The sequence below is a fragment of the Nocardia australiensis genome, assembly GCF_020733705.1.
Classification (GTDB): Bacteria; Actinomycetota; Actinomycetes; order Mycobacteriales; family Mycobacteriaceae; genus Nocardia; species Nocardia australiensis.
On sequence record NZ_JAJFZM010000017.1, the window covers coordinates 427464 to 453123 of the forward strand.

Genomic DNA, 25660 nt, shown 5'->3' on the forward strand with positions numbered 1-25660 from the left:
GTCAACCTCTCGTTTGATGACTTACGAACCGTGTATCGACAGTTCGGCTCTGGTCCTGACGTCCGGGGTATTGGGTTCGAATGTGTAGTGTTCCGGCCGCACTTCGCTGGTTCCCTCCCAGTACTCCCGGGTGGTGAACGGCCACATGATCGGTGATCGCCCCTTGGCGTCCTTGTACCAACTGCTGACCCCCGACCATCCCCAGGCGCGGAGACGGTTCGCCTGGTCCATCGCACGCTGGTAGCGGTCGTAGACCTCGGGCCGAAGGTCCATGGCGGCGTGTTCGCCTTCGAGTAGCGTCTTCATCGCACTGACGAGGTATGCGGCCTGACACTCCAGGAAGAAGACCAGGTTTCCGTGGACGACGAGGTTGGTGTTCGGGCCGTACATCATGAAGAAGTTGGGGAATCCGGGGACCGTGAGGCCCATGAAGGCGCCCGCGGCGCCGTCCCACGTCTCGTGCAGATCCCGTCCACCGGAACCTGACACCGAGATCGTGCTCAGGAAGTCCGACGCGGCGAAGCCGGTCCCGAAGAGGATCACGTCCGCCTCGATGTAGTCGCCGGCGTCGGTCCAGATCCCCTTCGCGTCGGCGCGGGTCACGCCACCCTTGACGATGTTCACGTTGTCCCGCTCGAGGGTTCGGATCCAGGTCCCGTCGTCCCGAATGATCCGCTTGGCACCCGGGGGGTAGTTCGGCACGACGTGCTCGACGAGCGCCTCGTCCTCACCGATCTGGTCGAGAAGATATGCCGTCAGCTGTTCGCGGATCTCCTCACCGGGCCCGGAGACGGCCCGCTCGGTGGGCGGGAACTGCGGATCGACGGTCGCGGCGTCGAGTTGGCCGATGACCCGGGGCAGGAAGATCGTGAAGCGGTAGTACGCCCGATACAACGGAAGGCGCCGGAGCAACCACCGCTCCCCCTCGTCGATGTCGCGGCGCAGTTCCGGGGTCGGCATGAGCCACGGCGGGGTCCGCTGCACAATCGTCACCTGCTCGGCGACCTGTGCTGCCGCCGGACCGAACTGGAGTGCGCTGGCGCCAGTACCGACCACGATGACGCGCTTGCCGGTCAGGTCAACCGAGTGGTCCCATTCCGCAGAGTGGAATGCCGGGCCCTCGAAGGTCTCGATCCCCGGGATGTTCGGGATGCTGGGATGGTTGAGCTGTCCCACCGCACTGATCACCGACTGGAATTCGCCGGTGTCCGTCGCGCCGTGCGCGTCCTTCGTCGTGACGTCCCAGTGCTTCGCCGCGTCGTCCCAGTGTGCGCCGGTGACCTCCACGCCGAAGCTGATGTGCTCGTCGATGCCGAAGTGCTGTGCGAAAGCCCTCAGATAGTCGAGGATCACGCTCTGCCGGCAGAAGTAGGACGGCCAGTCGTAGGGGAAGATCGAGTAGGTATAGATGTGGCTGTGCACATCCGTCCGACAGTCGGGGTAGGTGTTCTCGGACCAGGTCCCACCAACGTCGTCGCCCTTCTCGTAGATGACGAAGGGGATGTTCGCCTGCTTCATCCGCAGCCCCGCGAGCAGGCCCGAGATTCCCGCTCCGATGATCGCAACCCGAAATTCTCTTTCAGGGGACAAACTTTCGAGCGTCCAGTCGGGCGCGCGTCGGTCCTCGTAGTCGGGAACGAGTGCCTGGTCGAGTAGCGCGGCGACCTCGTCGTCCAGACCCCCGAGCCCCCAGGCGCCGATGGCGTCGAGCACGCGCCGACTCGGGCGCGCCGGCACCGAAGCTCCGTTGGCCGCCAACTCTTCGAGTCGTGTCAGACAGTACTGTCGCACAGCGACTTCCGTCTCAGCATCCAGATTCCCCTGAGGCAGAAGAGTCGCGTCGGGTCGCCACTCGTCGCGCAGAACTCCGGTGTCGTCGGTCAGATGTGCAACCACCATGAGTAGTGCCGGGGTCTCGGCATACTCGATGAATTCTCGCAATTGTTCAACACTGGGAAGAGTTACAGCACTCTCGTCCATCTCGATCTCCCGATTTCTTTTATCAACCATCTGCCGCAGGTTCGCCGCGCGACACTAGAAGGCGGAATTCCCTTCAGCTGGACTGCTCGGTCCCGCCCAGTCGGCGTTCATAGAATTCGTTCACCACGCCGGCAACCGGTCCGACATTCTCGAACGCCGCCATATGGCCCCCCTCGACCATCCGGAGCTCTGCCCCGGGAACAGCGGCAGCCAGAGCCTTGATCACCTCTGGAGTCGCACTGGTATCACCCTCGCCCCCGATCACCAATGTTGTTGGGGGGGACTTCCATTCAGAGGAGGACTGAATATAGTCGAGGTCGCACATCGCATCGAGGACGGATCCGTGCACACCCCCGTCGGTTGCCCTCAGACAAGCCCGGGCCCGCTCGACGAGCAGCCCGTTCGCCCGAATTGTGTCCTCGTCGAACCAGCGTTGCAGAGTGGGCTCCACGAGCTGCGCCATGCCGCCGTCGCCGCGCGCAACAGCGGCACGGTGCGCAGTGTGCTGTCGGCCCTGCGCGTCGAATGCCGCTGTCGTACCCATCAAGACCAGCGACTCGACACTGTCACGATGTCTCGTGGCCAGCGCTTGTGCCACCATCCCGCCGAGGGAGACGCCGAGAACAGCGCTCGTTTCGATCCCGAGCTGATGCCACAGCGCAGCAACATCTTCGGCGAGCAGGTCGAGGGTGATCTCGGTTGCGCCGTACTCGGTTCCACCGTGTCCACGAAAATCCGGGCACAGGTAACGTCTGCCGTTGCCGAGTTCGCCGGCCAACTCCTCGTACCAAGACCCGTCGAGAGCGAGGGGATGCAGGCACGTCACGACACGCCTTCCGTGTCCGAACATCCTGTAGTTGAGCAGCGTGCCGTCAACCGTATGAACTCGACCGCGAATCACCAGTCGTTCTCCTTCCAAAACTACTGTGCAGATACACATCTGGCACTAACGAGCCCGCTCTTCCTCCGCGGCGCGCACCGCGTCCTTCAGAAGGCCGGAGAGCTGGTGGTAGTAACCGTGAAACAGGTCGGAGCTGATCCGCATCTCCTGTGTCCGTGGGCGTTCCAGCTCGATTCGGATGTCGGCCACGACCCGACCGGGCCGACTCGCCATCAGTAGCACCCGGTCGCTCAGCAGGATCGCCTCCTCCAGGTCGTGCGTCACGAAGAGCACCGTGGGTCGTTCCGCCTCCCACAGCCGGAGGAACTCCTCCTGCTGGATGGCCCGGGTCTGGGCATCCAGCGCAGCGAACGGCTCGTCCATGAGCACCACCCGCGGACTCTGCGCGAGCGTGCGCGCGATGGCCACCCGCTGTCGCATCCCTTGCGACAGATGCGTGATGTCGGAGTCGGCGAACTCCTCGAGGCGGACGCGATGCAGCCACTCGTCGCTACGTTTCCGACGCTCCGCACGCCCCATCCCGCGGACCTCGAGTCCGAGTTCCACGTTGGCACGCACATTGCGCCACGGCAGCAGGGCATCCCGGGCAAAAAGAAAGGTGACATCCTCGGGAACGGAGGTGATCTCGGCCCCGTCGAGCCGTACGGCCCCGGTCCGAGGTCGAACCAGACCCCCTGTCATCGACAATGCCGTGGTCTTCCCGCACCCCGAGGGGCCGACGATGCTGACGAACTCGGACGGAGGGACGGAGAGGTTGAAGTTCTCCAGGGCCCGTACCGGACGATCTCCATGGATGAAGCTGTGATGGATGTTCTCGAACTCTACGGACAATCCCGTATCAGTATTGTTTTCAACAGATTTGGTGAGTGTTGCCATGAGAAGTTCCTCATTCGACTCGTGAGTGTGCGACGGGCGGCGGTGCAGTGCCTCACCTGGCCCGGGCGTAGTCCGGAACCAGGTCCTCGTAACGCACCGCACCCGGGGTGATGTGCCCCTGCTTCTCGGCGATGCTCACCATCAGCTCGATCGGCTCGCGCGACACCTGGAACATCGGCTTCGTGCTGGGGCCAACCGTGTCGTTGAGGAACCGGACCGACTCGACGGCAACCTCCGACATCTTCCCGTCGAAACTGGTCTTGTTCAGAAGCGCGGCAGCGTCGTCCGCATGATCGGCGATCCACGTCATGCCGTCCGCCTGCGCGGCGAGCCAGGCCCTCACCACGTCCTGGCTGGACGTCGCGAAGTCCTCCCGCACCACGATCGCCCCGACCGGCTGCCGATTGAGCACCTCCGGCACGTCCGCGTCGCTGAAGTTCACGAACAGGCCACCGCCCGATTGATGCGCGACCGCCAGACTCGCGCCACGGGTGTAGCTGAGATACGCGTCGATCCGATCGGCTTTGAGCTGGGCAATGGCCGGCGAGATCTGCCCGACACCAATTCTCGTCACGTCCCGCTCCGACAATCCCACCGCGCCGAGCGCCATGAGAAGCTGCTGATCGGCGCCCGCACCGAGTGCGGTTACACCGATTCGCTTACCACGCAGGGCATTCATCTTCTCTGGGAAGGATGCGTTGTCGCCAGGCCACGAGCCCTTCCCTACGACGACCGAGTAGGTGTTCACCGGAACACGCAACCCCACCACGACGGGTCGCTGACCCGGCGTGGAGTTGGCGAAAGCGCTGATCGCCACCGTGATGTCGGTCATGCAGCCGCCCATCGCACCAGACGCGAGCAGCTGATTGGCCTGTACCGCACTCGAAGGGACGAGCAGCTTCGGTACATCGAGGTTGTATCTGGCGAACTGGCCCTGTTCCTTGTTCACCTGGTCGATGAGGAAGTTGTCGCCTGGAGCCGTCGCCACGACGAATCTCGTCGAGTTCGCGAGGGCGTCCGGCGCCAGACCACCGGATCCACCAGGAGCCGGGGTCGACCCCGAGCTGTCAGCACAGCCCGCGAGGAATGCGCCGGCACCGACGGCCGCCAGTCCGACGCCGGCTATCGACAGGAACTCTCGGCGGCTCCTCCCGGCGCCGACAGACGCCGGGGACCTATATGCGGATCGAGGCAGTTCGAAGGGGAACTTCATGTCCGTGGCTCCTGATTCGGAATACGGGACGATCGACGACAACACGGCGAATGACGGATCATCTGATGAGAAAGACTGCCGGAGTACAGGTTCGGGTGATGCTGCCGTCGGCATGCGAGCCGGTACCGGCCCGACCGGCATGTGACCTCCGTTACATGAATATTCACGCGACACGGGAGGTCCGTCAAGGAATTTCGAGCGTTGCGGCTGCTATCACCCCGATAAGCGCCTACCCCTTGTGCTCCAGACCACACGCGCCCCAGCCTTTTTGGAGCAGTCGATTCGGTTCGGGAGACACACCCCGCCGGAGCGGAACCCTCACACCGAGCGCGACGCAGACGAAATTGCGCGAGGCCGCGGGAACGGCTGACCACCAGTCGGATCAGTGAAGGAACGATCATCCATGTCCCAGTCCTCAACCTCCCCCGCCGGCACCCTCCGTTACGATTTCTCCGACCGCATCGCCATCGTCACCGGCGCCTCCCGTGGCATCGGCGCCCACGTTGCGCTGGCGTTCGCCGGGGCGGGCGCCAAGGTGGTTCTGCACGGTCGTGACACGGAGAGCCTCCAGTCGGTCGCAGACCAGGTCCGCGCTCTAGGCGGCGAGGCGGTGACCGTCACAGGCAACATCCGCTCCGAGGAGACCGCGCAGGAGCTCGCAGCAGCGGCGATGGACGCGTTCGGCCGCATCGACATCCTGGTCAACAATGCCGGCGGCAACTTCGCCAAGCGACTGGAGGAGCTCTCCACGAACGCCTGGAACGCAACGATCGAGACCAACCTCGGCGGCGCATTTCAGTGCGCGAAAGCGTGCTGGCCGGTCTTCGCCGCGCAGAACGGGGGCGTCATCGTCAACGTCGGCTCGGTGTCGAGCTTCTATGCTCATCCCCAGCGCGGCGCCTACGCGGCAGCAAAGGCAGGGATCGTATCCCTGACGCAGACGATGGCCTGGGAGTGGGCGGGGCAGAACATCCGCGTCAACTGTGTCGCGCCGGGAGCAATTCTGACCGACGCCTCTCGCTTCGCGGCCGCGGACACCGCCGACAAGGTCGCGGCGTACATCCCGCTCGGCCGCCTCGGCACTCCGAAAGACATCGCCGACGCCTGCATGTTCCTATGCTCCGATGCCGCGTCGTACATCACCGGCGAGGTCCTCACCGTCGCCGGCGGTCCGCTGGCGTCGTCGCCGTCCGAAATGCCTCCGCGCTACGCGCCCGAGCACGCCTGACCCCCGTACTCCCACCCCGGTCGGCGGCAGCCCGGGGCTGCGGCCGGTTTCGCCCGATCGCACCCGGAGGACGGGATGCGAACTACCACTCTCAGTCCAGGGAGATGACGATGACCACTACGCAAGATTCGAGGCCCGAAATCCTCGACATGGAACGCGGGATTTTCGCCGAACAACGCCGCGACCGCCACAAGGCACTCTTCTCGATCTGGGCGCTGCGCGTGTTCTGGCTGGCCCTGTTCCTCGGTGTCTGGTCGCTCGCGTCGCACCGCGGCATCATCGACCCGCTGTTCATCTCGTCCCCGGAGGACGTCGGACGCGCGTTCGTCGACCAACTCACCGACCGCGCCTTCTGGGTCGACGTGCAGAGCACCATCAGCGGCGCCATGCTCGGCCTGCTGGTCGGCGCCTCGCTCGGTGTGCTCAGTGGTGTGATCCTCTCCCGGAGCGAGGTGTTGAACCGCGCCGTCGCGCCGTTCGTGACCCTGCTCAACAGCCTTCCCCGCCCTGCACTCGCTCCCATCTTCATCCTGTGGTTCGGACTGGGCATGGTCCCGAAGGCGCTGGTGGCCGCCAGCATGGTGTACTTCGTGCTGCTGACCAACACGACGAGCGCCCTGCGCGGCATCGACCACGACATCGATCAGCTGTCCCGCTCGATGTCGATGTCACCCTGGCAGCGATTCGTCAAGATCGAGTTCCCGAGCGCGCTGCCGGCGATTGTCGGCGGCCTACGGCTCGCGGCGGTGTACTCGGTGCTCGGCGCGGTGCTCTCCGAGATGGTCGGCGCCTACACCGGATTGGGGCAGCGCCTGGTGACGCTGACGAACAACTTCCAAGTGGCGGAGTCGTTCGCCGTGATCCTCGCCATGGGGTTGATGTCGATGCTGCTCGACGCTGGAATCTCGCTGTTCCAGAAGGTCGTCGAGAAGCGCGCGTGAGGGGTAGCGACCATGAATCCACCCATCGTGATCACCGGCGGCGCGAGCGGAATCGGTTCCACCCTGTGCGACGCCTTCGCCGGCACGCACCCGATCGTCGTGATCGACCGACAGACCCCCAGCCGGCCGACGCCCGGTGTGACATACCTGCTCGGTGATCTCGCCACCGTCGACGGCATCGACGCGATCACCGAGCAGCTGCGGGGACAGGGGATCACCCGCATCCGCGGACTGGTCCACTGTGCCGCCGTCGCACACTTCGAGCCTTTCGCCCAGACTCCCCGTGCATCCTGGGAGCACCTTCTCCAGGTCAATCTGCATGGCACCCTCGCCGTCACCCAGGCCTTGCTCCCGCTGCTCATGGACAGCGGGCGGATCGTCCTCTTCTCCTCCGGAACCGTCTTCAAGGGTCCGGGTGCCGCCGCGGTCTACGCCGCATCGAAGGCCGGTGTCATCGGGTTCGCCCGGTGCCTGGCCGAGGAACTCGGGGAACGGGAGATCACGGTCAACGTGATCGCACCCGGGCTCGTCATCACGCCACTCGTCACCTCTATCGCACAGACCGAGGAGAGCAACATCAGCACGCGGGCGATCAAACGGGCCTCCTCCACCTCCGATTTCGTCGAGCCCGTTCGCTTCCTGCTCTCCGATGGCGCGTCGTTCGTGACGGGCCAGACCCTGGTGGTGGACGGCGGCTCGATTCGCGGCTGAGCACCCGCATCCGACTACCGCACAAACGATCTGAACAAGCAACCAACTGGATGTCGACGTCACCCGGATGCCGGCTTCGATATGGCAGGCGCTAACCTGACGCCAGCCCCGCCACTGTGTGCCACGACACACAGGCAGGGTCGGCGCAGCATTACGGCCTTCCACCACAGCGAATGACACGAGGCACTTCCCATGAGATTCGAGCAGTTACGGTATCTCGAGGCAGCGGTGCGCACCGGATCGTTCCGACAGGCTGCGAAGGAGGTCGGCGTCACGCAGCCTACGATCACCACCCAGGTTCAACGCCTGGAGGAGGACCTGGGTGTCGTTCTTGTGCTCCGCGGAGCTCACGGGGTGCGGGCGACCTACGCGGCCGAACGGATCCTCCCGCACGCCCGTGCGGTGATTCGGGCAGAGAACGCACTACGCCAGGAAGCCAGTGCGATCGACAATCTGAAGATCGGAAGCATCCGACTGGCCGCGGTATCCACAGCCAGCCTGACCGTACTTCCCAATGTCGTGAAGCTGCTGCACCGCGAGCACCCGAACATCCGCTTCGAGGTCACCGAAGGCGGGTCGGACACGGTCCGAGAAGGGGTCTCGACCGGGCACTTCGACATGGGTCTGCTGAGCACACTCAAGAACGACGATCGCGATGCCGACAGCCTGCAGTACATCGATCTGCTCACCGGCAGGCTCGTCCTCGTGATTCCGGAGGAGAGCCCACTGGCCGCGCAGCAGTCCGTTCAGGCATCCGACCTCGCCGGCCAACCGCTGATCTTCTTCTCGAAGGACAGCATCCTGCGCGCGGCGTTCGAGCGACTACTCGAAGGCATCGAGACTCGTCCCGTCTACTTCACCGACAGCGCCGAGACCTCCATCCGCATGGTCAAGGCGGGAGTGGGCATCGCGATCGCAAACAGCTTGGCTCCCTCGACCGTCAGTGGTGACGGTGTCATGCTGTCGCCGGTCTCGGCCGAGTGGGCCGAGACGCGTCTGGCGGTGGTCGTGCGCAAGGGCGAGATGCGCAGCCCTGTCGTCCAAACGCTGTTGAAACTGATGCGCCAACAGGTAGCCGGTACCTGACATTCGTGACCGCCCCGCAGGCCTTCAGACCGGAGATTTTCGTGGCCGACGGCCGGGCAAGACCGCTAGAGGTCCAGCACTAAACGCGAACTCACGGAGCGCGAAACGCAGATCATCATCGTATTGTTGGCTTCCCTCTCACGTTCACTGAGCACCGAATCCCGATGATCCGGAACCCCTTCCACGACGGTGACCTCACACGTAGCACACGTGCCCTCCAAGCACGACGCCAGAACCGGCACGCCCACGGCCTCGACCGCGGAAAGTACGCTCTCACCCGGATTGACGGTAACTGTCACCCCGCTCTGGATGAGCTCGACCTCGAACGCCTCGTCGTTCGCGCTCTCGACCGTGTCCTTCGGTGCGAAGCGTTCAACGTGCAGCGCGTCGGACGGCCAGTACGATCGGCACCTGTCTTCCACTGCGGTCAGCAGGGGTTCGGGCCCGCAGCAGTAGACCAATGTCTCCGATTCCGGCGCGGCCAGCGCCGAATCCAGATCGATGAGCCCCACTTCATCTTGCGGGTAGAGCCATGCGTCGGCACTGCCGATGTCCAGGACCCGATCGGTGAATGCCATCGACGACAGGGAGCGGCCCCCGTAGTGCAGGGACCACTGCGATCCGGACTTCACCGCGGCCGAGATCATCGGCAACATCGGCGTGATACCGATGCCGCCAGCAATGAAGACGTAGTTCGGCGCCGGTTGGAAAGGGAAGAGATTGCGAGGACCTCGCACCACCACGTGTATGCCCTCGTGCCACTCCTCGTGGATCCGCCGCGACCCTCCCCGGCCGTCGTCCTCACGAAGAACCGCGATCTTCCAGCAGCTCCGGTCGTCGGGGTCGCCACAGAGCGAGTACTGACGAATCATGTCCTCGGACAAAACGACCTCGATATGCGATCCGGGGTCCCAGCACGGTAGGTCCACGCCGTCGGCCCTACGAAGTTCGAGTTCGACGATCTCGTCGGTCAGTACGGTCCGGCGGTGCACGATCACCATGGACTCGTTCAGTTCAGATGGGTTTCGCATCGAAGTCTGTTTCCCGCATACGCTCGGCTGCTCCGTCTCAGTCCTCGATTACCGTGATCGCACCGGACGGGCAGATACTCGCCGATTCGACCACTCCCTCGAGTTCCTCCGCCGTGACATCGTCCCGGAGAACGAGCACCAGACCGTCGTCTGCACCCTGGTCGAATATTGCCGGCTCCCGGCCGACACACAACCCTGCCGCAACGCACTTCTTCTTATCGGCCACAACTCGAATCACTACTGCTCCGCTCTTTGATCATGTCTACTGTTCGCGGCGTTCCCTCATCAGTAATGCCGCGTACCCCCTGCGGTTTCGCCCGCTACCACGTCACCGGGAGTTCGTGGAGTCCGTAGAACGCCGAGTCGTGCTTGAACCGAAGTTCATCCACCGGTGCGGCCACCCGGAGTCCCGGGATGACGTCGAACAGGGTCTCGAACACCACCTCCAACTCCATTCGGGCGAGCGCCTGACCGACGCACTGATGCACTCCGTAACCGAACGTCATGTGCTGGCGGGCCTCCTTACGGCCGAGGTCCAGCACCTCGGGTTCGGGAAAGATCGTCCCGTCCCAGTTTGCGGCGGACACCGCCGCGATGACACCTTCGCCGGCCGGAATCGTGTGACCGCCTACTTCAATGTCCTCGGTTGCGATGCGCGACGCGTTGCTCTGCGTGATCGAGGTGAAACGGAGTAGTTCTTCGACCGCGTTGGTGACGGACACTTCCTTGGAAGTCATGCGCGCCAACTGTTCCGGGTTCTCGAGCAGGACCAGCGTTCCCAGCGTGATCATGTTCGCGGTGGTCTCGTGACCACCGAGAAGGAGGAGATTCGCATCCATCACGGCTTCGTCGCGAGTCAACTCGCCGCTGGCCACCTGTTCGGCCATGAAGCTCATCACGTCGTCTCGCGGGTCCGCTGTTCGCTCGTCGAGCAGATCCCCGAGATAGTCGAGCAACTTCTCGGTAGCTTCCTCGACCTCCGCGGTAGACGCCGTGTGGTCGATCCGTACGGCACTCTGCACCTGGAAGAACTCATGATCTCGATACGGGACGCCCAACAGCATGCAAGCCACCGTCGAGGACACGACAAGCGCGAACTCGTGGAAGAAGTCGACCGGCGAGGGCTTGGTGACAAGCTCCTCGAGCAGTTGCCGCACCAGTTCCCGCACCATGGGGCGCAGGTTCTCCATCCGACGCACCGTGAAGAACGGGATGATCAGTCGACGATGCCGACTGTGCTCCGCTCCGTCCATCCGCTGGAACGACCCGTCCTGCGTCTTGCCGACACGCTCGGCCTCCGAGAGGAAGGGAAAGTTCGGTCGTTTCGGATCCGAGCTGATTGCCGGGGAACGCAGGACCGCCCGGATGTCTTCATAGCGTGTGAGGAGGGACGCAGATCTGTTGTCCCACAATCGAACCTGAGCAACGGGATTGGTATTGCGCAGTTCCTCGTACTCCGCGGGCACCTGGAAGGGGCAACGCCGCCGCATCGGATACTTGGGGAGCTCGGATGCCGGAAAATCGGGGGCCGGAATGGATGACGTCATGTCTTACCTCCACGGACAGGGATTGGTGTGACGACGGTCTCTTCGATACTTGCGTCGGTGAGTGATCCGGTCAAGGCGCTTCCTGGGCGGAGTCGCATATCGCAGTGATAGCTTCCGCACTCTTGCCCTGCCGGCGGCGGGCGACCTGCGGGCAGGCCTACCACGCGTCGCCGGATTCGTTCTCCGGGAACGTGTTTCATCGAATTCAGGAGACAGTTGTTCGCTATCACCGTTGAAGCTCACGCGATCTTTCGTGGGTAGCGTGATCCTGGCGGTGGACTTGTCGCGGTATAGCAGGCGGCAAGACCCTGGCCTGTTACAGCGCGCGACGTGCGAGGCTGAAGATCTGGCCCGTAGGCCCGCCGACGCGTTGCCGCGCCAGCCAGCCAACCAGTTCCGCCACTTCGGTCGGCGACTTCACGCGCTCACTCGGCAGACCTTCAGGGGCTGCACCCACCTGGACGAGGGCCGCTGTGAGCCGGGTGGCGACAGGCCCGGGAACAACTTCGTTCACATCGATTCCGTGCGCCCACACTTCTTCGGAAATAGTCTTCATCAAGTAGCTCAGTCCGGCCTTGGACGACCCATAGGCGGAAAATCCGGCCGCGGGACTATGTCCCATACCCGACCCGATCATGATGATTCGACCGCCACCCGTATCAACCATATGCGGGAGGACCGCACGAGACATGTTGTACGGGCCGATCAAATTGACGGCGATTACGCCGGCCCAGTCGGCAGGGTCGGAATCCATGACAGGGGTCGGAGCGCCCGTGCCGGCGTTGTTGACGAGCACATCGATGCGGCCGAAGGCGGAAACGGCTTCGTGGACAATGTCATTGCACGCGTCGTAGTCGGAGATGTCACAGGGGAGAGCGAGCGCCTTCGAGCCGAGCGCCTCCACTTCACCGGCGACGGCGTCCAATTCTGTTGTGGTCCTCGAGATCAAGACGATGTGTGCGCCCGCGCCGGCCAGCTCGAGCGCGCATGCGCGGCCGATTCCCCGACCGCCCCCGGTCACGATCGCTACCTTGTCCGCAAGTTCGAACGTGTCCTGCGTGGTTCTTGCTCGACTGCTCATGTCGAAAGTCCTTTGCTGGGTATCAATTCCCGCGTTCGTCGGACGGTTCTTGCTCCTCGTCGGATCGAACGATCTGCCCGCCGTCGTCTTCCGCGATCGTGTGGCGACGGTCTCGTCGATAGTCGTGCCGACGAGTGAGCCGGTCAATAAGTCGCGCTGCGCGGGCTTCCTATCACTGTGATAGTTGCCGCGCTCTTGCGCTGCTCGCACTGGAAGCTCCGGTTCGATGGTGATCGAGGTATCCGGATTCCTTCGGCTGCAAGGGTATTCGAGGAGCCGATAGGCAGTGGATATCACAGGGTTAGGTTCTTCGGGCTTCCTGGGAGTGTGATCTCGGTCAACACTGGGTTCACGCGAGTGCGGGTCCAAATTCGTGGCACTCGCGGTCCATATCTTTCGAGCAAGGGAGCCCTCCTTGTCAGTCGATTCGGTGCAGTCCACTTCAATCGCCGCGCAGATCCTGGCGGCGATCGGTGAGGCCCGCGCAGCGGGAGGCGTGGTTCTTCCCGAAGCGACCGCGAAGAACCTTCTTCGGCAATTCGGAGTGAATGTTCCCCGTGGTGTCAGTACTGAGGACCTTGCGTCCGTACCGCCGGACCTGAACCCTCCGCTCGTGTTGAAGGCGGTGTCGCCGACCCTCGTCCACAAGTCCGACGCCGGCGGTGTGCGGCTCGGTTTGCACGCTCACGAACTCGGCGAAGCCGCTGAGGACATGCGGCGTCGACTTGCGGAACTCGGCCACACCACGACCGGCTACCTGGTCGAGGAAATGGTGCCGAAGGGCATAGAGGTCGTGCTCGGCGCTGTTCGTTCCGAGGGGCTCGGTTGGGCTGTGATGGTGGGTCTCGGAGGTGTCTTCGTCGAGGTCCTCGAGGACGTCTCGTTCGGGCTCGCGCCGCTTACACGCCGTCAGATCCGCGCCATGCTCGAGGAGTTGCGTGGAAAGGCGCTCCTGGAGGGCGCCCGGGGCGGCGAGCGCGCCGACATCCAAGCCCTCGTGGACGTTGTGCACGCCATGGCCGGGCCCGGCGGGCTCCTGGACGCGATGCCCGACGACGTGGTCGAGATCGATCTCAATCCGATCATCGTGTCGCCGACGGGCGCCGCGGCAGTCGACGCACGCTTAGTTCTGGGGCCCGTGTCTTCGGCTGCCGCCACGGCTCGCGCCGACGAATCGGTGCCGGTATCCGGAGTTCGGCAGTTCGGCAAGGGATTCGAAGCTCTGCTGGCGCCGCGCACCGTGGCTGTGCTGGGCGCGAGCGGGCGGGGTTCGAACGGCGGGAATCTCTTCATCCGCAACCTTCGTCAGTTCGGATTCGAGGGTGAGATCATTCCAGTCCATCCGAGCGCCGACACGATCGAGGGATTGCCGGCGATCCCGTCATTAGCGGATCTCGAGTGCGATGTCGACTACGCGTACATCGCACTGCCTGCCGCCTCCGTCGCACCGGCCCTGGCCGAAGGAGGTGGCCGAGTCGCCTTCGCGCAGGTGGTTTCGAGTGGATTCGGCGAGACCGACGAGGGCGTGGAACTCGAACGAGAACTCGTCGCCACCGCGCGCAGGGTGGGAACTCGGGTGATCGGCCCCAACTGCCTGGGCACCCACTCCACGCCGGGACGACTGTCTTTCATTCCGGAGGCGCCGACCGCTGCGGGTTCCGTATCGGTGGTGTCGCAAAGCGGCGGGCTGAGCGTCGACATTCTGCGGTTGGGTGAGGCCCGCGGAGTCGGACTCCGCAGCGTCATCAGCATCGGAAACGGTGCCGACGTGTCGGCGGCGGAACTGGTCGAGTACTTTCTCGCCGATCCGGAAACGAAGGTCATCGGGTTGTATCTCGAATCCCTGTCCGCTGGAAGGGAAATCCTCGAGGTGCTGAACGGCAGCGCTACCGACAAGCCGGTTGTCCTGTTGGCAGGGGGACGGACGGCGGACGGCGCACGTGCTGCGAACAGTCATACCGGCGCGCTCAGTGGCAATCACCGGCTGTGGCCCGCACTCGCCAGGCAGGCAGGTGCCGTCCTCGTCGACACGCTCAACGAGTTCGTCGATGCGCTCCACGTCTTCGACCTGTCCGATCCATCGTTGCAGGCAACGGCCGGCGACGTGGTGCTGTTCGGAAACGGCGGTGGTGCAAGTGTGCTCGCCGCAGACGCCCTCGATCGTGTCGGCCTGGCGACGCCGCCGCTACCACAGATCGCGATCGACGAGCTCAACGGTCTCGGTCTGCCTCCCGGTAACGGGCTGGCGAACCCGATCGACGCACCGGCCGGCACTCTCGCCGTGGAGGGCGGGGCCATCGCGGAGAAGATCGTGGGAACCATCCTCGCCCACAGCGATCCTTCGGTGATGATTTCCCACTTCAACGTCGGCATCATCGTCAGAAATCTCGCCGCCACGCACGGAGACGTGCCGGCCGCGATCATCGCTGCGATCGTGCGGGCGCGGGACGCGGCCGCACGCCGATGCCACCACATCCTGGTTCTCAAGTCGGACGGCAAACCCGACACAGATGCACAGATCACGCTTTACGAGAAGGAGGCGCGGAAGGCCGGAATCCCGACATACCGCGAACTCGAGGCCGCCGCGTCCGCAGCGCGGGCTCTGCTGCGGCATCGCCGCCTCACGGCCGCGCAGTGAATTCGCAACAAGGCTCGGATGCCTATCGATCGGCCGGAAAGGGCAACACCATGACAATTGACAGCGTGGGTGCGGAGTCGAGCACCCTCGAGGAACGACACGCTGAGCGCCGCAACGCCGCGCTCGCGATGGGCGGGCCGAAGAAGCTGAAGCAGCGCGTGGATGCGGGTCAGCTGAATGCGCGGGAGCGGGTGGCGTTGCTGTTCGACGTCGGCACGTTCCGCGAGTCGGGGCTGTTCGCCACGTCGGCTGTTCCCGCCGATCACAATCGAACTCCTGCCGACGGCAAGATCACCGGCACCGGTGACATCTCGGGTCGGCCAGCGGCCGTCATCGCCTACGACTTCACTGTCAAGGGTGCGTCCAGCAGCTCGGTGAGCAACAAGAAGATGCAGCACATGAAGGACCTGGCGCTGCGCACCGGCGTACCCGCCGTCTACCTGGCCGAGTCGACCGGCGTCCGGATGCCGGACGTCATGGGCGGCATGGGAATGGGCAGCGGAAACGACCGCACCCGGTTCCTGAGAAGGCGCGAAAACCCCTGGGTGTCTGCGGTTTTCGGTTACTCGTTCGGATCGGCCGCGTGGCACTCGGTGTCGTCGGATTTCGTGGTCTTCCGCAAGGGTGCGGTCATGGCGGTGTCGAGTCCGGGTCTCGTCAGCCGGGCAACCGGCCAGGACGTAGACGCGCAAGAACTTGGCGGCTGGAAGACGCACGCCCAGATCACCGGTATCGCGGACGCGGTCGCTGACACCGACGAAGAAGCGATCGGGTTGGTTCGGAAGTTCCTGTCCTACCTGCCCGCGAACAATCAAGAGGCTCCCCCGCTCGCTCCGGTGCCCGCAGGGTCCGGCTCGCGTGTGGACGAGTTGCGAACGCTGGTACCGACGTCACCGTCGAAGGTCTACGACATGCGGAAGGTCATTTCCTGCATCGCGGACGACGACAGCCTGTTCGAGTTGAAGTCTCAGTACGGCAAGAGCCTGATCACCGGACTGACCCGCTTCGGCGGCCGAACCGTCGGCGTGATCGCGAACAATCCGATGTTCAAGGGCGGTGCAATCGACGCCGATGCCTGCGACAAGGCCACGAGCTTTCTGGTGCTGTGCGACTCGTACAACATCCCCATTCTGTTCCTGGTCGACCAGCCGGGGTTCCTCATCGGCCTGGAGGCGGAACGGAACAAGATCGCCGGCAAGGTCATCAACTGGATGAATGCCCTCTCCCTCGTCACCGTCCCGAAATTCACCGTGATGCTCCGCAAGAACTACGGACAGGCCTTCGTGAATATGGGCGGCTCGGAAACGGCTGACGCGGTTGCCGCCTGGTGGAGCGCAGAGGTCAGTTTCATGGATCCTCGGTCGGCGGTCGGCGTGGTCTACGGGGTGGACGCGGAATCCGACCCCGAGACGTTCCAGGCACGGTACGAGGAGATGGCCCGCGAGTCCACCGCGTACGACATCGCACGCGTGTATGGCGTCCATGAAGTGATCGATCCGGTGGACACGCGCGAATTCGTCCTCCACGCGCTACGCGCGAACTTCCGCCACCGCACGAACGGTGTCGGTGAACATCTGTTGAGCAACTGGCCGACCAGCTACTGAGGTGATGACATGACGCAGTACCCACCAAGCGTGCTGATCGCCAATCGCGGCGAGATCGCCCGCAGGATCATCAAGACCGCACGCCGACTCGGAGTCGAGACGGTGGCCGTGTACCACCCCGTCGACGCAGAACTTCCCTTCGTTCGAGAGGCCGACAGGGCGATCTGTCTCGAGGGCGGAAAGCCGCTCGAGACCTATCTCGATGGCGCACGAATCATCGAGACCGCGCTCGCGACAGGTGCGGCCGCGGTTCACCCCGGATACGGGTTCCTGGCCGAGAACGCACAGTTCGCCAGGGCCGTCGTCGATGCCGGGCTGCTCTGGATCGGACCGGCCCCCGAGGTCATCGAGGTCATGGGAGACAAGGTCCGAGCTCGCCATGCTGTCGCTGCGGCCGACGTTCCGGTCAGTGGAGGCACCGCCGACGGCCTGTCGTCCGTCGACGATGCCGTCACCCAGGCCCGGTCCATCGGCTTCCCGGTCATGCTCAAGGCCGCAGCAGGCGGCGGCGGGATCGGGATGGTCGTCGCGCAGGACGCCGAGCAGCTACGCAAGATGTTCGCCGGAACCCAGTCGATGGCAGAGCGCAGCTTCGGCTCCGGAAAGGTCTTCCTGGAGAAGTACGTCGCTTCGGCACGACACGTAGAGGTTCAGGTGCTCGGCCTGTCGGACGGCAGGGTGATCGCCCTGGGCGAGCGGGACTGTTCGGTGCAGCGACGCCATCAGAAGGTTGCCGAGGAATGCCCCGCGCCGCACCTCGACGAGATGGTGCGGGCACAAATCAGTGACGCTGCTGTTCGCGCGGCGGAGGCCGTGGGTTACGAGAACGCCGGCACGGTCGAGTTCTTGCTGGACACCAGCACAGGAGAATTCGTCTTCCTCGAGATGAACACCCGCATCCAGGTCGAGCACCCGGTCACCGAACTGACCTACGACATCGACCTCGTCGAGCAGCAGCTGAGCATCGCGGCGACCGGCCGCACCACGGCAGACCTGAACGTGTCGCCACGCGGCCACTCGATCGAGTTCCGCATCTGCGCCGAGGATCCGGTCCGTTTCTTCCCCGCACCGGGAACGATCGAGAAGTGGCAGCCGCCATCGGGACCGGGAATTCGAGTCGACAGCGGGTACGGGCCCGATCAGATCGTGACGTCGCACTTCGACCCGCTGCTCGCCAAACTCTGCGTCACAGCGCCGAACCGCGCCGAGGCCGTCATGTCGGCGGAGCAGGCGCTGGACGCGTTCGAGGTCACCGGAATCGTGACCAACCTGCCGTTCCTGCGCAAACTCGTCCGTTCTGAGGAGTTCGCGTCCGGGCGATACGACACATCGATCGTTGCCACCATTGCCAGTCGAGAAAACTCGAAAGTTCAAGCAGGAGTGTGAACATCATGACCGAGACGGTTCAGGCCGATATGAGTGCAAATGTGTGGAAGATCCTCGTCGCAGTCGGCGACCTGGTCGTCCCGGACGAACCACTGATGATCCTCGAGTCCATGAAGATGGAGATTCCCGTCATCCACGGCGAGGCCGGCACGGTTGTCGCGCTTCATGTGGAGGAGGGCGACAACGTCGGACTCGGGCAACCGCTGATCGACGTCACCTCGGAGTGAATCGATAGCGCGCGCACCTCCGGGGCACGACGAGTCCCTCACCGGGTCTGGTCAATTGGTGATCGCGTCGCACCGGAATCCGAAACCCGAGGAGAAGCCTGTGTCACTGCATTCCACTGTGGCCCCTCATGCCCTGTCCCCCAAGTCGTCCCGGGCGTCACGGATCTACCCATGGATCGTTTTCGCCATGGTGTTCGCATTGTTGTTGTCGGACTACATGTCTCGACAGGTTCTGAGCGCGATATTCCCACTGCTCAAATCCGAATGGGACTTGTCCGATACCCGTCTCGCCTCACTCAACAGCGCAGTCGCGGTGATGGTCGGTGTGCTGACCCTGCCGCTTTCGCTCCTGGCGGACCGTTGGGGTCGGATCAAGAGCGTCACGCTGATGGCGGTCTTCTGGAGCATAGCGACGTTACTGTCCGCAGCAGCGATGAACTACGGCCAGATGCTTGCAGCGCGTTTCCTCGTCGGTGTCGGCGAGGCCGCATACGGCAGTGTCGGTCTCGCGGTACTCCTCAGCGTGTTCGCGCCACACATGCGAGCGTCTCTCAGCGGGGCCTTCCAGGCCGCAGGCTCCTTCGGTTCGGTGATCGGTGTTGCACTGGGTGGTTACATCGCACTTCATCTCGGGTGGCGGTGGTCCTTCGCCGCCATGGCAATCCTCGGGTTGCTCCTGGCTGCCATGTTCTCGGTCCTGGTCACCGAGAAGCGGATGACCCGTCATCGAAAGGATGACACGGAAGAATCCCTCGAATCCGGCGGGGCGGCGGACGGATACAAGGCCCCGTTCCGGACACTGTTCGCCAACCCGTCCGTCATCTGCGCCTACCTCACCGGTGGCCTCCAGATGTTCGTCGCCGCAGTGCTGTTGGCGTGGCTGCCCAGCTACTTCAACCGATACCACGACATGGACCTGGGCAAGGCCGGGGTGACTGCATCGATCTTCTCGCTGTTGATCGCCATCGGGATGATCTGCTGCGGAATCATCACCGACCGCTCGAGTCGACGGCATCCGTCGCGAAAGTGGACGTCCGCAATCGCTTACTGCATGGTTTCGGTCGCCACCCTGCTCCTGGGATTTCAGTTGGCCCCCGGAGCACCTCAGATGATCCTGCTCGGCATCGGCGCCTTCTTCGCAGCCGGCTCGTCCGGAGCAATGACAGCCATGGTCGCCAACCTCACCCATCCGTCGGTTCGGGCCTCCGGGTTCGGCACCCTCACGCTGGCCTACAGTTTGATCGGAATGGCATTGGGCCCGTTCGCTATCGGTGCGATTGCGGACAGCGTAGGACTCTTGGGAGCGCTGCGGTTGGCGCCGCTGGTCTACGTCGCGGCCATCATATGCCTGTCGATCGGACGCCGCCGCTACCCGGCTAGTCTCCGCAAGCTCGCTGCTCTCGACGGGGCGACTGCGGATCGGACCGACCGTTGAGCGACCGACACGTTGTACCCGGATGACGCGCGCGCCACTTCCCGGCCCCCTGCTGACTAGGCGCACAAGCGCCCGATCGCAGGGCAGGAACTGCGCAAATACCGCGATCAGGTACCGGCCGCAGCGCTATCCGATGAAGCAGGGATCTAACGCTCGCCGACAAGTCAGTCGCGCGGCATCTTTTGGAAAGGACTGAAAACACAATGAAGGCATGGCGTGTCAACGAACTCGGCGATCCGAGGGAAGTGCTACGACTCGATGAAGTCGCGGACCCGACGGCCGGTCCCGGACAGCTGTTGGTGAGGGTGCTCGCGGCGCCGGCGAACTTCCCCGACGTCCTGCTCTGCCGCGGCGAGTACCAGATCAAGCCCCCGCTCCCTTTCACGCCCGGCGTCGAGTTGTGCGGCGAGATTGTCGCGACCGGGGACAGCGTCACGCGATTCGCGGTCGGTGACCGCGTCGTGGGCAACCCGGTACTCCCCCACGGCTCGTTCGCGGAGCTGACGGTTATGGACGAGGCGAACGCCTACCCCGCTCCGGACTCGCTGGACGACGCCGAGGCCTCAGCGCTCAGCATCGGGTATCAGACGAGCTGGTTCGCGCTTCATCGGCGGACACAGTTGCGGCCCGGGGAGACGCTGCTGGTCCACGCCGCGGCCGGCGGCGTGGGCAGCACCGCAGTCCAACTCGGTAAGGCCGCAGGTGCCAAGGTGATCGGCGTCGTCGGCGGCCCCGAGAAGGCCGAGTACTGCCGAGAACTGGGAGCCGACCTGGTGGTCGACCGCCGAAGCGAGGACTTCGTGGCGATCGTCAAGGAATACACCGACGGGCGCGGCGCCGACGTCATCTACGATCCGGTCGGCGGCGACGCCTACGCGAAGTCGACGAAGTGCATCGCATTCGAGGGACGGATCCTGACGATCGGGTTCGCCAGTGGAACGATCCCGACGCCCGGCCTCAACCACGCCCTCATCAAGAACTACTCGATCATCGGGCTGCACTGGGGGTTGTACCAGCGATACAACCAGCAAGCGATCTACGACTGCCACGACGAGTTGACCAAGATGGCGGATGCCGGCGCGATCAAGCCTTTGATCACCGAACGCCTCGCTCTCGCCGATGTCGCGGACGGTGTCGCAAGACTCGGTGACGGGGTGAGCATCGGGCGGGTGGTATTCCATCCCTGAACCCGCAGAACGTCCGGTGAACGAGTAGCAGTCACCGAATCGCTTCCCTGGCAAGCGTCCCACCGTCTCTTGGCGGATTCCAGGGGTCGTCGCACCAATCGCGTGAGGGACACAGCGCCTGCGGTGACGAATTCGTTCACCGCAGGCGCTGTGTAGTCGTTCCGCCTTCCCGCTGGGTAGCGGGCAGGCATGGCTGTTGTTTTCACCTGGGCATCGGGCGCCGCCGCACCGTCTTCGGCTGATCCGAAACGACCGATGGGTCCCGCACTCGCGTATTCCCCGCCTCGATCCACTGCGTGGCGTCGAGCGCGCCGTGGCGCGACCTCTCCGTACCGCGCACCGCGGCCTCACAGCGGCGGGCCAGCTCTCGTCGATCCGGGCCGGGCTGCAGCACCTGCTCGAGCACCACCTCGGCGATCATGCCGCGTGCGCGCAGCACCCGTGCCGCGGACGATTCGAAGGTATCCACCCCGACGAACCCGGGCACCGTGCACTGCGCGCCATGCCGGTCCAGGTACCGCAACCGGACCGGCTGGACCGGTGTGCCGGTGTCGACCGCCGCCTGGAACAGCGCGGGACGCATACGGCCGTACGCGCGACCACACCAGGTGGTGCCCTCGGGGAATACACCGATCCGTTCGCCCCCCGCGAGCCGGTCACCGAGTTGCGCCACCACGTCGGGCAGTTCACGCAGCCGCTCCCGCTCGATCGGGATCACCCGCATCAGCCGGGCCAGCGCGCCGAGCACCGGCCAGTCGACCATGTCCGCGCGCGCGACGAAACCGAGCGGCTGCACCGCGGCCAGCGCGACGATATCCGTCCATCCGACGTGGCCCGCCACGACCAGCACGCCCTCGCCCGGCATGCCGGACCGACCCGAGTTGCCGTAGCCGGCAGGGACGGTATCGCCCTCACTGGCAACACCGTTCCGGCCGATCGTTCGGTTGTCGATGCCCCGGTTGTCGATGACGCGCAGCCGCATCCCGAGGCAATTGAGCAGAGTGCGCGCGTACCTACGATGTAGCAGTTCACGTTTACCGCGCGGGGTGACCAGATTGACCACCGGGAAGCTGAGCAGCAGTCCGGCGACGCCGAACAGTCGGCCGACCACCCTGGCCGTGCCGACCTCGTCGATCGGCTCGATGCAGCCGGGTCCGCACGGACTCGACGGCATCCACGCGTGTGTGGCAGCCCGCGCGGGCGGAGCATCGAAGACCATGAACCTCACCGTCCTGTGTCGAAGGTCGCCGCGGCATCGCGCAGCCGGTTGAGGTAGCGGGTATTGATGGTGTCCAGACCGAGCAGCGCGACGAAGTCGGCGACCGCGAAATCGGGGTCGTGCGCGGGTTCACCACAGATCTCCGCACCGAGACGTAGATACCCGCGCAGCAGCGGCGGCAGCTGCGGGCGCGCGGGCGGTGTCATCTCATCCAGCGTCAGCCCGTCGACGATCACCGGGCGGTGCGGATGCGCCCGCCGTTCGGGATCGGATCCGTGCCCGCCGAGCAGCATGTCTCGCACGCCACGCACATTCACCCCGGCCGGGTCGGCGGCGCTGTCCTGCATGGGCACCGACACGCAGCCCATCACCCATTTGTATCCGGTGAGCTGGATGTAGTGCAGGATGCCCGCCCACATGAGGGTGAGCACCGAGCCGTTGCGATGATCGGGCTCCACACAGGCGCGACCCATTTCCACGATCCGATTGCCCACCGGATCCAGTTGGGCGAGATCGAATTCGGTGGACGTGTAGTACCCACCGGCCGCGATCACCCTGTCCGGCGGCAGCATTCGGTAGCAGCCGACGAATTCCCTCGTCGCGTCGTCGCGGACAAGCAGGTGATCACAGTGGTCGTCGAACCGGTCGGCATCCAGACCGGTGCCGTTGTCGGGGATCCGGAATCCCGGTTCGTTGGCGAACACCTCGTAGCGCAGTCGCTGCGCCGCCGTGCGGTGCTCGGAATCGGACGAGACCACCAACGAATACCGAGACCGTTCCACCCCGGAGTCCGTCGGTCGAGCCGGGGCTGTCAACACGGACGAAATAGTCATATCGCTGATGAAGCCAGCCCGAAACCGCGCAGGAGCAACCTCGAAGTGTCGCGGATATGCCGGTTCGATGAACGAGATGAGCGTCACACCTGACGTTCACCGGCCTGTCGAATCCCGTTCCCGCCCCCGCATCCCAATCGCGCTTTTTGCCTGTCTGTCGACCTCGCGACCGGACCGAAATACGCTGCGGGGCGCGCGACACCGCGCACGCCCCTGCCACCGCCGGTTCAGGCGGCCACGCGTTCGGCAGCCGATACCGGAGCCGGAACCTTCTCGACCTCGTCGAAACCAGGACGACCGGTGCCGATGAACGCGACCAACCACGATGCCACCGCCGCGAACCGGTTGCGGAAGCCGACCAGGTACATCAGATGCACCGCGAGCCACATCGACCAGGCGATCACGCCACGGAAAGTGACGCGGTCATTGAGTTTGACCACCGCGCTGAACCGGCTGATCACCGCCATGCTGCCCTTGTCCCAGTATTTGAACGGGGTGCCGGGCCGCTTCTTGCGCCGGATGATGTCGGCGGCGTGCCTGCCCTCCTGCATGGCGACCGGCGACTGTCCTGGGTAGCCGTTGAGCGAGGTCATATCGCCGATGGCGTAGATATCGGCGTGGCCACCGACGGTGAGGTCGGGGTTGATCAAAAGCCTTCCGGCCCGGTCGGTTTCGCAGCCGGTTGCCTCGGCCAGCAGCTGTGCGAATCCGCCCACCTGCACACCTGCCGACCAGACGACGGTTTCCGCGGCGATGCCGCGTTCGACGCCATCGCTGTCCTTGACCGTCACCTTGCCGAGCTCGATATCGGTGACGAACGTGCTGAGCAGCACCTCGACACCGCTGCCGGTCAACGACTTCTTCGCATACTCCGACAGCCCGCCGCCGAAGGGCGGAAGCACCGCACCGGCGCCCTCCACCAGGGTCACCGAAACCTCCTGGTGGTAATGCCTTTTCGCGAGTTCCTTCAGCTGACCGGCAACCTCGACGCCGGTCGCGCCCGCACCGACCACCACAAAGCTCAGCAGCCTGTTGCGGGTCTCCTCGTCGGCCGCCGCAGCCTCGGTGAAGACGCGCTCGATCTGCGCGCGAAGCACTTTCGCGTCATCGATGGTCTTGAGCGAGAAAGTCTTGTCGGCGAAATCGTCGCGGCCGAAGTAGGACTGCGAGGCACCGGTGGCGGCGATCAACGACCCGTAGCGGATCTGGCTGCGCACCCCTTCGTGTTCGTAGGTGAGTACGGCCGTGTCAGGCTCGATGCCGACCACCTTGCCGAGCCGGACGTCGGCCTCCTTGTGCCGCCGCAGCACGGTAGCGATCGGCGGCGCGATCTCCTCGGAGGCCAGCACACCGGTCGCGACCTGATAGAGCAGCGGTTGAAACAGATGTTCCGGCGTGCTCGAGATGAGTACGTAGCTGATGCCCGATTTGGCCAGTTGCTTAGCGGCGGCCAACCCCCCGAATCCCGATCCAACGACGACTACGTCTGCTTGTTCCATGACTTCCTCCTTCTGTCATGAACAACCGTTATTCGGAACGAAGATATTTCAGGTGTTCAGGCGCATAATGCATATGACTCTTATCTTGATTGCTCATGAATTGGAGATGACGTGGAGCTTCGCCAGCTCACCTACTTCGTCGCCGTCTGCGAGGAACTGAGTTTCAGCAGGGCGGCGGTTCGCTGTTACATCTCCCAATCGGCGATCAGTCATCAGATCGCCCGATTGGAACGTGACCTCGGCGTGCCACTGTTCGAACGGTCGACCAGAGCTGTCGTGCCGACCGACGCGACCATGCGGCTACTGCCGCTGGCTAAACAGATGCTCAGCCTGGAGTCCGCGATTCGGGCCACCGTGCGCACCTCCGGGCACCGCATCCGGCTGGCGGCGAACATGTCCTTCGCCACCCGCTCGCTGTCGGCGATCGCGGGCGCGAGAGCCACCCACCCTGACGCCGAGATCGAGTTCGTGATCAAGCCGTTCCGCCAGCGCATCACCGCGGTGGCCGACGGAGACTGCGATCTCGCGCTCATTCGCGGCAGCGTCGACGAGCCGGGGCTCGCCGTCGAAAAGCTCTGGGTCGAGGATCTCGTCATCGCCACCTCTGCGGCCCATCCGCTGGCGACGCGCGAGGAGGTGACGCTGGCCGACCTCAGCGCCTACCCCCTGCTACTCCCGCCCGAGCAGGAACAGGTGTTGTTGCACAACGTTATTCGGGCCGCGTTCGCCGATCTGGCCGCCGGTCCCACCTACGGGCCGCCGATTCCGCCGGATCACACCGCGACCATGGAGCTGATCAACCGCCCCGAAGCCTGGACCGTGCTGTATGCCGACAGCCCGACCGAAGGTTTGGTCGCACTGAGCCTCGCCGAGCATCGACTACGCATTCCCGTCTCGGCCGTGCTACGCAGCGACACCCGCCGCTCTCCGATCCTCAGCACCCTGCTGTCGGGTCTGCATCGCTGCTGAGATCGGCGGCGTCCCTGCGGAATTCGGCGCACAAACGACAAATGACCGCGACGCCCTCGATATCGGTC

Annotated in this window: 22 protein-coding genes; 11 read left to right on the forward strand and 11 right to left on the reverse strand. The window is 64.4% G+C overall.

The window, feature by feature from the left end:
* Positions 1 to 21: 21 nt before the first annotated feature.
* The 4 genes from LKE06_RS31185 to LKE06_RS31200 all read right to left on the reverse strand — a co-directional run bounded on the left by LKE06_RS31185 (position 22) and on the right by LKE06_RS31200 (position 4970).
* The gene (locus LKE06_RS31185; protein ID WP_228003029.1) at positions 22 to 1980 is read right to left on the reverse strand and encodes a flavin-containing monooxygenase; all 1959 of its coding nucleotides are present in this window, start codon (positions 1978 to 1980) and stop codon (positions 22 to 24) included.
* Between the two features lie 73 nt (positions 1981 to 2053).
* Entirely contained in the window at positions 2054 to 2806 is a 753-nt protein-coding gene (locus tag LKE06_RS31190) for an alpha/beta fold hydrolase (RefSeq protein WP_308188464.1), read from the reverse strand.
* A 120-nt stretch (positions 2807 to 2926) separates the two neighbouring features.
* Positions 2927 to 3712 carry an ABC transporter ATP-binding protein gene (locus tag LKE06_RS31195; RefSeq protein ID WP_228003030.1) on the reverse strand — a complete coding sequence of 262 codons (786 nt, stop codon included), beginning with the start codon at positions 3710 to 3712 and terminating at the stop codon, positions 2927 to 2929.
* Positions 3713 to 3809: 97 nt separating this feature from the next.
* A complete protein-coding gene (locus tag LKE06_RS31200; protein WP_228003031.1) occupies positions 3810 to 4970 on the reverse strand; it encodes an ABC transporter substrate-binding protein in 1161 nt (386 codons plus the stop codon).
* 403 nt (positions 4971 to 5373) lie between these two features.
* On the opposite strand from LKE06_RS31200, the gene LKE06_RS31205 reads away from it, so the two are divergent.
* The 4 genes from LKE06_RS31205 (at position 5374) to LKE06_RS31220 (ending at position 8936) form a co-directional block, all read left to right on the forward strand.
* Positions 5374 to 6198 (forward strand): SDR family NAD(P)-dependent oxidoreductase, encoded by an 825-nt coding sequence (locus tag LKE06_RS31205; RefSeq protein ID WP_228003032.1) that lies wholly within the window; start codon positions 5374 to 5376, stop codon positions 6196 to 6198.
* 110 nt (positions 6199 to 6308) lie between these two features.
* Entirely contained in the window at positions 6309 to 7139 is an 831-nt protein-coding gene (locus LKE06_RS31210; protein ID WP_228003033.1) for an ABC transporter permease, read from the forward strand.
* A gap of 12 nt (positions 7140 to 7151) precedes the next feature.
* Positions 7152 to 7850, forward strand: coding sequence for an SDR family NAD(P)-dependent oxidoreductase (locus LKE06_RS31215; protein ID WP_228003034.1), 699 nt, complete (start codon positions 7152 to 7154; stop codon positions 7848 to 7850).
* A 192-nt stretch (positions 7851 to 8042) separates the two neighbouring features.
* Positions 8043 to 8936 carry a LysR family transcriptional regulator gene (locus LKE06_RS31220; protein WP_228003035.1) on the forward strand — a complete coding sequence of 298 codons (894 nt, stop codon included), beginning with the start codon at positions 8043 to 8045 and terminating at the stop codon, positions 8934 to 8936.
* Positions 8937 to 9001: 65 nt separating this feature from the next.
* Here LKE06_RS31220 and LKE06_RS31225 read toward each other — a convergent pair whose 3' ends face one another.
* The 4 genes from LKE06_RS31225 to LKE06_RS31240 all read right to left on the reverse strand — a co-directional run bounded on the left by LKE06_RS31225 (position 9002) and on the right by LKE06_RS31240 (position 12964).
* Positions 9002 to 9967, reverse strand: coding sequence for a PDR/VanB family oxidoreductase (locus tag LKE06_RS31225; RefSeq protein ID WP_228003036.1), 966 nt, complete (start codon positions 9965 to 9967; stop codon positions 9002 to 9004).
* A gap of 37 nt (positions 9968 to 10004) precedes the next feature.
* A complete protein-coding gene (locus LKE06_RS31230) occupies positions 10005 to 10205 on the reverse strand; it encodes a ferredoxin (protein ID WP_228003037.1) in 201 nt (66 codons plus the stop codon).
* Positions 10206 to 10287: 82 nt separating this feature from the next.
* On the reverse strand, positions 10288 to 11514 hold the full coding sequence (locus LKE06_RS31235) for a cytochrome P450 (protein WP_228003038.1): 1227 nt from the start codon (positions 11512 to 11514) through the stop codon (positions 10288 to 10290).
* 316 nt (positions 11515 to 11830) lie between these two features.
* Entirely contained in the window at positions 11831 to 12964 is a 1134-nt protein-coding gene (locus tag LKE06_RS31240) for an SDR family NAD(P)-dependent oxidoreductase (RefSeq protein ID WP_228003039.1), read from the reverse strand.
* A gap of 46 nt (positions 12965 to 13010) precedes the next feature.
* Here LKE06_RS31240 and LKE06_RS31245 point away from each other — a divergent pair, with 46 nt between their 5' ends.
* The 6 genes from LKE06_RS31245 to LKE06_RS31270 all read left to right on the forward strand — a co-directional run bounded on the left by LKE06_RS31245 (position 13011) and on the right by LKE06_RS31270 (position 21072).
* Positions 13011 to 15233 (forward strand): acetate--CoA ligase family protein, encoded by a 2223-nt coding sequence (locus tag LKE06_RS31245; RefSeq protein ID WP_228003040.1) that lies wholly within the window; start codon positions 13011 to 13013, stop codon positions 15231 to 15233.
* A gap of 50 nt (positions 15234 to 15283) precedes the next feature.
* Positions 15284 to 16837, forward strand: a complete 1554-nt coding sequence (locus LKE06_RS31250; RefSeq protein ID WP_228003041.1) for an acyl-CoA carboxylase subunit beta — start codon at positions 15284 to 15286, stop codon at positions 16835 to 16837.
* Positions 16838 to 16846: 9 nt separating this feature from the next.
* Complete coding sequence (locus LKE06_RS31255; RefSeq protein WP_228003042.1) at positions 16847 to 18223, forward strand: acetyl-CoA carboxylase biotin carboxylase subunit; 1377 nt, start codon at positions 16847 to 16849, stop codon at positions 18221 to 18223.
* Positions 18224 to 18228: 5 nt separating this feature from the next.
* Positions 18229 to 18450 (forward strand): acyl-CoA carboxylase biotin carboxyl carrier protein subunit, encoded by a 222-nt coding sequence (locus tag LKE06_RS31260; protein ID WP_228003043.1) that lies wholly within the window; start codon positions 18229 to 18231, stop codon positions 18448 to 18450.
* A 100-nt stretch (positions 18451 to 18550) separates the two neighbouring features.
* The gene (locus LKE06_RS31265; protein WP_228003044.1) at positions 18551 to 19885 is read left to right on the forward strand and encodes an MFS transporter; all 1335 of its coding nucleotides are present in this window, start codon (positions 18551 to 18553) and stop codon (positions 19883 to 19885) included.
* Between the two features lie 203 nt (positions 19886 to 20088).
* The gene (locus LKE06_RS31270) at positions 20089 to 21072 is read left to right on the forward strand and encodes an NADPH:quinone oxidoreductase family protein (RefSeq protein WP_228003045.1); all 984 of its coding nucleotides are present in this window, start codon (positions 20089 to 20091) and stop codon (positions 21070 to 21072) included.
* A 202-nt stretch (positions 21073 to 21274) separates the two neighbouring features.
* On the opposite strand, the gene LKE06_RS31275 is transcribed toward LKE06_RS31270, so the two are convergent.
* The 3 genes from LKE06_RS31275 to LKE06_RS31285 form a co-directional block, all read right to left on the reverse strand.
* On the reverse strand, positions 21275 to 22291 hold the full coding sequence (locus tag LKE06_RS31275; RefSeq protein ID WP_228003046.1) for a lysophospholipid acyltransferase family protein: 1017 nt from the start codon (positions 22289 to 22291) through the stop codon (positions 21275 to 21277).
* Between the two features lie 5 nt (positions 22292 to 22296).
* On the reverse strand, positions 22297 to 23124 hold the full coding sequence (locus LKE06_RS31280; protein WP_228003047.1) for a GNAT family N-acetyltransferase: 828 nt from the start codon (positions 23122 to 23124) through the stop codon (positions 22297 to 22299).
* Positions 23125 to 23351: 227 nt separating this feature from the next.
* The gene (locus tag LKE06_RS31285) at positions 23352 to 24623 is read right to left on the reverse strand and encodes an NAD(P)/FAD-dependent oxidoreductase (RefSeq protein WP_228003048.1); all 1272 of its coding nucleotides are present in this window, start codon (positions 24621 to 24623) and stop codon (positions 23352 to 23354) included.
* Between the two features lie 111 nt (positions 24624 to 24734).
* Between LKE06_RS31285 and LKE06_RS31290 the strand changes: the two genes are divergently transcribed.
* Positions 24735 to 25592, forward strand: a complete 858-nt coding sequence (locus LKE06_RS31290; RefSeq protein WP_228003049.1) for a LysR family transcriptional regulator — start codon at positions 24735 to 24737, stop codon at positions 25590 to 25592.
* Positions 25593 to 25660 lie beyond the last annotated feature (68 nt).